This is a genomic window from Streptomyces nogalater (assembly GCF_039532885.1).
GTDB lineage: Bacteria > Actinomycetota > Actinomycetes > Streptomycetales > Streptomycetaceae > Streptomyces > Streptomyces nogalater.
On the sequence record NZ_BAAASM010000013.1, the window covers coordinates 130,067 to 136,944 of the forward strand.

Below are 6,878 nucleotides of genomic sequence, written 5' to 3' on the forward strand. Positions count from 1 at the left end.
ACCCTCGCGGCGACCGGTCGTACGGGGGTGCTGGCTGGGCCCGCCACGGCGGACGAGTCTTCTGCACGGCGACTCCGACGGAACCCCGACGAGTTCGCCGTACGCCCCACCGCCCGAGTCCGCCGTGGACCCGGCGGCCCCGCCCGTACAGAAGGGACCCGTCATGTCCGTCACCGCGACACGGCCGGCCGTCGCCGCGCCCGCCGTGCTGACCCCGCGGCTGCGCCTGGTGCTGGTGCTGCTGCTCGCGGCCCAGTTCATGCTGGCCGTGGACTTCTCCATCCTGAACGTGGCCCTGCCGGTGATCGGCGCGGGCCTCGGCTTCTCCCTCGACCGTCTCCAGTGGATCGGCACGGCGTTCGCGCTGTGCGCGGCCGGGTTCACCCTGTTGTTCGGTCGGGTCGCCGACCTCTTCGGCCGCCGCCGGCTGTTCCTCGGCGGGCTCGTCGTCCTCGGCGCGGCCTCGCTGGCCGGCGGGCTGGCGCAGAGCCCGGAGGTACTGCTCGCGGCCCGGGTGTTCCAGGGTCTGGCCACCGCGGCGGTCACCCCGGCCGGGCTGTCCCTGCTGACGACGTCCTTCCCGGAGGGCCCGCTGCGGCAGAAGGCGCTCGGTCTCAACGGGGCGCTGATGTCGGCCGGTTTCACCACGGGCGCGATCCTCGGCGGCCTGCTGACCGACCTGCTGTCCTGGCGCTGGGCGTTCTTCGTCAACGTACCCGTGGCCCTCGCCGTGCTCCTCGTCGCGCCCGCCGTCATCGCCGAGTCCCGGCCCGCCGAGCGGCCGAAGCTGGACGTACCGGGTGCCGTCACGGTCACCCTCGGCCTGCTGGCCGTCATCCTCGGTCTGACGCAGGCCGGTGAGCACGGCTGGGGCGCGCCGGCCACGCTGCTGCCGCTCGCGGCCGGGGTGGTGCTGCTGGGGGTGTTCGCGGCCGTGGAGCGCCGGGTGTCCGCGCCGCTGGTGCCGCCCCGGGTGCTGGGCCGGCGGTCGGTGGCGTGGGGCAACCTCGCCGGGCTGGTCGCGTTCCTCACCGAGACGTCCCTGGTGTTCCTGCTCACCCTCTACCTCCAGGAGGTGCTGGGCTTCTCCCCGCTGGCGGCCGGGCTGTCGTTCGGCGTGCTGGGCGCGGGGACCGTCGTCGGCGGCGCGCTCGCCCCGCGGCTGATCGGCGGGTTCGGCGCGACCCGGACGCTGCTGGCCGGGGGTCTGGTGCAGGCGCTGTTCACCGCGGCCCTGCTCGGGCTCGGCACCGGGCAGGCCTCGCTGTGGCTGCTGCTCGCCGCGACCTTCGCGGGCGGGGTGGGCAACATGCTGGTCATCGTCGGGTTCATGGTGACCGCCACGTCCGGGCTCGCCGACGGCGAACAGGGGCTGGCCACCGGGCTCGCGACGATGACCCAGCAGATCGGCATCACCATGGGCACGCCGGTGATGAGCGCCGTCGCCACCGCCGCCATGACCGGAACCGGCACCCTGGCCGTCCTCGGCGGACTGAAGACCGCGATCGCCCTGAACGCGGCCCTCGCCCTGGCCGGCACCCTCGGCAGCGCGCTGTTCCTGCGCACGCCCCGCCGCCGGTGACAGCCGGTCGGTCCGGTGGCACACCCGCACCGCCCGGCCGGCCGCGAGCCGCTCACCGCACCGCCCGCGCCGCGTGGCCGACCGGACGACCGGTCGCCCGGGCGGCGCGGGCGGTGTCACCCGTTCTCAGCAGTACGGCGCCTGGTTGGTGAGGGAGGCCGCCACCCGCATCCAGACCCCGAACTGCCGGTACAGCGCGGGCAGCGGGCCGGCCGCCCGGACCGTCCTGGCGTCGTCGGCCGTCACGCCGGGGATGCCGAGCAGGGTCTGGGCGACCGAGGCGGACTGCCAGCGGACGGCGAGGGTGGCCTCGGCGGCGGACGGGGCGGGGCGGCGCGGGGCCGGGGCCAGGGCGTCGGCCACCGTCTCCTCGATCGCCTCGCGCGCCTCCGCCTCCGGCAGCAGCTCGGCCGCGAACCGGTCGCGGGCGTACTTCACCGGGACGGTGGCGACCGAGGCGTCCCACTCCGTCATCTCCGCGCACGCCGCGTCGTCACCCGTGAGGGCCACGACGGGGACGCCGAGGGCCGCCGCCGTGGCGTGGGCGAGCCCGATCTCGCCGACCGGGCGGCCGTCCAGCCACATGTCCTCGATCTCGTGCCCCATGAAGCTGTGGCTGAGCACGCCCGGGGCACCGGCCCGGGCGTGGTAGCCGACGCACAGCACGGCGTCGTGCTCCCCGGTCAGCCCCTCCAGCATGCCGAGCTGCTTGGGCCTGCCGCGCACCAGGCGGGCCGCCGGGTGCAGGGCCTCGGGCAGGAGGTTGCGCATCGGGCCGTGGGCGTCGTTGACCAGGATGTCGTCGGCCCCGGCGGACAGCGCGCCCCGTACGGCCGCGTTCACGTCCTCGGCCATCTTGGCGCGGCCCCGCTCGTAGTCCCGGCCGCCCGGCTGGACGTCGTCGGCGTCGACGAGCCCGGTGACGCCCTCCATGTCCACGCTGATGTAGATGCGCACGGCGTCGACCCTAGCCGACCCCTACGTATTGTAGGTTCCCAACCGCCAACACCTACCGGGCCGTTCGCGCGCCTGTTCAACGGGGGACCCATGCAGGACACGACCGAGACGGAGCCCGGCACGGAGGACTGTGCGCACAGTCTCGCGCCGACGGTGGCCGTGCTGGTCGTCAGTCTGGTCATCGCCGCCGTCGGCGTGTACCAGCTGTGCGGTTTCGGGCTGCACAGCCTGGACCGGCGTCCGCACCTGTTCAGTGACGGCCTGGCGACCGGCGGGGTGATCGCCGCCACGGTCGCCGCCGGAGCCGCGGCGGGCAACCTGGCCTGGCTGCTGACGGCGGCCCGGCGGCGCGGCGCGGACACGGGCGGGGTCACGGGCGACGACGCGTGACGCTCACCGGCCGCCCGGCCCGAGCACGGACGGGGTCACGGCCTCGGCGGCGGTGTCCGGGTCGTACGTGTCGGTGTCGCTGTGCGTCCAGGAGGGGTCGTAGGCGCACGGCACGCCCGCCCCGCCCGTGAAGTACTGCCGCTCCGGGTCCCAGGTGAAGGTCATCCACTCGGCCCGGTGGTCCCGCTGGACGTACAGCGACCAGTCCTTGCCCGTCCCGCCCTCGGTGTACGACGTGACCCTCCAGCCCTCGTCCGCCAGCCGCCGGTGCAGCCGTCGCAGACCGGGGACGGCCCGGCCGGCGGGGACGTGGTCCAGCGCCCACTCGTGGTAGAGCCGGTAGGCGCCGTCGACGGTCCTGTCCTCCATGCCGAGCGGCCCGCCGTCGTGGCAGTACTCCGCGCCGAACGCGTTCCGCGTGCGCACGCCGGTCCCCCCGGCGCCCGGCGGCAGGGCGCGGGTGAAGCCCATGACGTCGTACGCCTGTCGGGAGTACGCGAAGGCGCGGTCCGCCCTGTCCTTCGGCGCGACCCGGGGCAGGTCCGTCCCGTCGCCGGTGTTCCAGGCGTTCCAGGCGAGCACGGCGACGAGGGCGAGGACGAGGGCGACGACCAGCCCGCCGCAGCCCAGGCAGCCGACGACCAGGCCACGCACGGCCCCGGCGCCGGTACGGGTGCCGGCAGGGGCGCCGGTACGGGTGCCGGTACCGGCCGGAGTGATCTTGTCGGGCATACGGCGACGCTACGGAGGCCCGGGCGGCCGGCGGATGCGCACGGCTACCCGCTCCGGATAGGTACCCGTACTCAGCCGCCACGCCGGCCGGGCGCCCGCCCCGGCCACCGCTCCCGGCGGGTCCCGTGCTCAGCCGCCGTCCCGGCCGTCCCCCACCGGCCCGTCCCCCACCGGCCCGCCGCCCACCGTGAACCCGATGGCCGAGCCGCCGCCCTCGCGCCGGTAGGCGAACGGCGCCCCGCCGTGGGCCAGGGCGACCTCGCGCACGATGGACAGACCGAGCCCCGAGCCGGGCAGCGAGCGGGCGTCGGCGGCGCGGTAGAAGCGGTCGAAGATGCGCACGAGGTCGCCGTCGGCGATGCCGGGCCCCCGGTCCAGCACCTCCACCCGTACCGTGCCCGGCCGGGCCGGCCCGGTGACGCTCACCTCGATCGGCGCGGTGCCGCCCCGGTCGAACTTGGCCGCGTTCTCGACCAGGTTGGAGATGGCCCGCTGAAGCATCCCGGACCGCCCGTGGGTCGTCGTCTCCCCGCTCACGCGCAGCACGACGTCCCGCCCGGTACGGCGCCGGGCCAGCCCGGCCACGTCCTCGGCGAGGTCGGCGAGGTCCACCCGCTGGGGCGGCTCGGCGTCGGACTGCCCGGCGGCGAGATCGACCAGCTCGTTGACCAGGTCGGTCAGCTCCCGGGCCTCCTGGGAGAGGTCGGCGACCAGTTCCTCCCGGGTCTCGGGCGGCAGCTCGTCGATGCGCCGCAGCAGCGAGATGTTGGTGCGCAGCGAGGTGAGCGGGGTGCGCAGCTCGTGCCCGGCGTCCTGCACCAGCCGGCGCTGGTCCTCCTCCGACTGCGCGAGCCGCCCCAGCATCCGGTCGAAGGCACGGCCCAGCCGCCCGACCTCGTCCAGCCCGGTCACCGGCACCTGGATGCCCAGCCGCCGGGTACGGGCCACGTTCTCGGCGGCGGAGGTCAGCACCACCAGCCGGCGGGTGATGCGCCGGGCCAGCCACCAGCCGAACAGCCCGGCCGCCACCACGACCGCCGCCATCAGGATCAGCGTCCGCTGCTGAAGGGCCCGCAGCAGGTCCTCGGTGTCGCTGAACTCCTGCGCGACCTGCACCGCGCCCCGCCCGTCGCCGAGCGAGACCGTGGCGATGCGGAACAGGTCCTCCTCCACCCGTACGTCCTTGTGCTCGACGACCTCCCCGGCCGACCGGGCGACGGCCACCGCCCGGTCCCGGGAGGTGACGGGCAGCACCGGATTGCCGTCGTCCACGATCTGCCCCCACGCGCCGAGCACCTGGACGTCGGTGCGGGCGGGGCGGACCAGGTCGTGCCCGGGGCGGGAGGAGGAGAAGTCGTCGGGGCTCATCGGCTGCTGCCGGACCTCGTCCCGGACGTCCTGCACGACCTCGGTGAACACCGACTGCTGGTCGACCCGGACGAGCCGCGCGGCGGAGTTGTACGACAGGATGCCGACGAGGACCGTGACGGCGGCGGTGACGGCGGCGAAGGAGACCGCGAAGGTGGTGCGCAGGGAGACCAGCCGGGGCCGGGGCCGCTCCGGCAGCCGCCGGCGCGGGCCCATCTAGTCCTCCCGCAGCACGTAACCCACGCCCCGCACGGTGTGGATCAGCTGCGGGGCGCCGGGCTCGTCCAGCTTGCGGCGCAGATAGCCGACGTAGACGGCGAGGTTCTTGGAGCCGGGGCCGAAGTCGTAGCCCCAGATCCGGTCGTAGATGGTGGAGTGGTCCAGGACGATGCCCGCGTTGCGCACCAGCAGCTCCAGCAGCTCGAACTCGGTGCGGGTCAGCTCCAGCTCGCGCCGGCCCCGCCAGGCCCGCCGGGCCTGGAGGTCCATGCGCAGGCCGGCGGCCTCCAGCTGCCGGCCGGGGACCTGCGGCGCCTCCCGTGCCGGGCCCTCCGGAGGGCCGGCGGGGGCGAGCGGCGCGGGGCTGGTGCGGCGCAGCAGCGCGCGCAGCCGCGCGAAGACCTCCTCCACGTCGAACGGCTTGACCACGTAGTCGTCGGCGCCGGCGTCCAGGCCCGCGATGCGGTCGGCGGTCTCCACCAGGGCGGTGAGCATCAGGATCGGGGTGCGGTCGCCCTCGGCGCGCAGTACGCGGCACACCTGGAGGCCGTCGATGCCGGGCATCATCACGTCGAGGACGAGCACGTCCGGCGGGTTCGTGTGGGCCTGCGCCAGCGCTTCCACGCCGTCGGCGACCGCCGTGACCTCGTAGCCCTCCAGCGTCAGGGCACGCTCCAGGGCATGGCGGATGGCACGGTCGTCCTCGGCGAGCAGCACAGTCTGGGGCACGCCCCCAGTCTGCCAAGGCCTCCGGCGGCGGGGCGGGGGACGACGATCCCCGGCCGCGCTTTTTACCGCCCTCTCACCGAGCAGTCGGCCGGCCGCTCACCGAGCCGGGCGGGCGGACCCTCACCGCTACCGGGCACCCCGGGCACCCCGGACCACCCACCACCACGGCCAGCCGCCCAGCCCGCCCGGCACCCCCGCCCGGACGGCCGGGACAGCGACGGTCGGCCGGGACGGCGGTGGGGCGGCCGGGACGGCGGTGGGGCGGCCGGGACGGCGGTGGGCGGCCGTGGCCTGTCAGTGCCCCAGTGCCGCCAGCCGCTCGGTGAACGGCACCACCTCGTCGGCTCCGCTCCGGGCCGGTGCCAGCGGCAACAGCGCGGCCAGTTCCCCGGCCGCCCGCTCGATCCGCTCGGCCAGCCCCTCGGCGCCCCAGTCCTCGGAGGCGGCGTAGACCGCGGTGGGGACGACCACGGCCCGCAGGTAGGCGAACAGGGGTCGCAGCGCGTGCTCCAGGACCAGCGAGTGCCGTGCCGAACCGCCGGTCGCCGCGATCAGCACCGGCTTGCCCGCCAGCGCGTCCTTGTCGAGCACGTCGAAGAACGACTTGAACAGCCCGCTGTACGACGCGCTGAACACCGGGGTGACCACGATCAGCCCGTCGGCCCCCGCCACCGCGTCCTGCGCGGCGGCGAGGCCCTTGCCCGGGAACCCGTTGGTGAAGGCGTGCGCGATCTCGACGGCGAGGTCGCGCAGCTCGACCACCCGGACGTCCACCGGCGTGTGCGCGTGGACCGCGGTGGCGAGGCGGTCGCCGAGCAGTCGGGTGGAGGACGGGATGCTCAGTCCCGCCGAGACGACGACGAGCCTCATGCGGCGGCCTCCTTGCGTGCGGCGGCGGTGA

The 6,878-nt window shown here is 75.5% G+C and carries 7 protein-coding genes; 2 read left to right on the forward strand and 5 right to left on the reverse strand.

Going from position 1 to position 6,878, the window contains the following annotated elements; genetic code table 11:
• Window positions 1-163 precede the first annotated feature (163 nt).
• Window positions 164-1,582 carry an MFS transporter gene (locus ABD350_RS11885; RefSeq protein WP_344347899.1) on the forward strand — a complete coding sequence of 473 codons (1,419 nt, stop codon included), beginning with the start codon at window positions 164-166 and terminating at the stop codon, window positions 1,580-1,582.
• Between the two features lie 126 nt (window positions 1,583-1,708).
• Here the strand turns inward: ABD350_RS11885 and ABD350_RS11890 are convergent, their stop codons facing one another.
• Window positions 1,709-2,539: a M55 family metallopeptidase gene (locus tag ABD350_RS11890; RefSeq protein WP_344347900.1), complete on the reverse strand. Its 831-nt coding sequence runs from the start codon at window positions 2,537-2,539 to the stop codon at window positions 1,709-1,711.
• A gap of 90 nt (window positions 2,540-2,629) precedes the next feature.
• On the opposite strand from ABD350_RS11890, the gene ABD350_RS11895 reads away from it, so the two are divergent.
• The gene (locus ABD350_RS11895; protein WP_344347901.1) at window positions 2,630-2,929 is read left to right on the forward strand and encodes a hypothetical protein; all 300 of its coding nucleotides are present in this window, start codon (window positions 2,630-2,632) and stop codon (window positions 2,927-2,929) included.
• Between the two features lie 3 nt (window positions 2,930-2,932).
• Here ABD350_RS11895 and ABD350_RS11900 read toward each other — a convergent pair whose 3' ends face one another.
• From ABD350_RS11900 to ABD350_RS11915, 4 genes are all read right to left on the reverse strand, one after another.
• Window positions 2,933-3,661, reverse strand: a complete 729-nt coding sequence (locus ABD350_RS11900) for a hypothetical protein (RefSeq protein ID WP_344347902.1) — start codon at window positions 3,659-3,661, stop codon at window positions 2,933-2,935.
• Between the two features lie 129 nt (window positions 3,662-3,790).
• Entirely contained in the window at window positions 3,791-5,245 is a 1,455-nt protein-coding gene (locus ABD350_RS11905; RefSeq protein ID WP_344347903.1) for a sensor histidine kinase, read from the reverse strand.
• Entirely contained in the window at window positions 5,246-5,965 is a 720-nt protein-coding gene (locus tag ABD350_RS11910; protein ID WP_344347906.1) for a response regulator transcription factor, read from the reverse strand.
• 306 nt (window positions 5,966-6,271) lie between these two features.
• Complete coding sequence (locus tag ABD350_RS11915; RefSeq protein WP_344347904.1) at window positions 6,272-6,847, reverse strand: CE1759 family FMN reductase; 576 nt, start codon at window positions 6,845-6,847, stop codon at window positions 6,272-6,274.
• Between the last annotated feature and the right edge of the window lie 31 nt (window positions 6,848-6,878).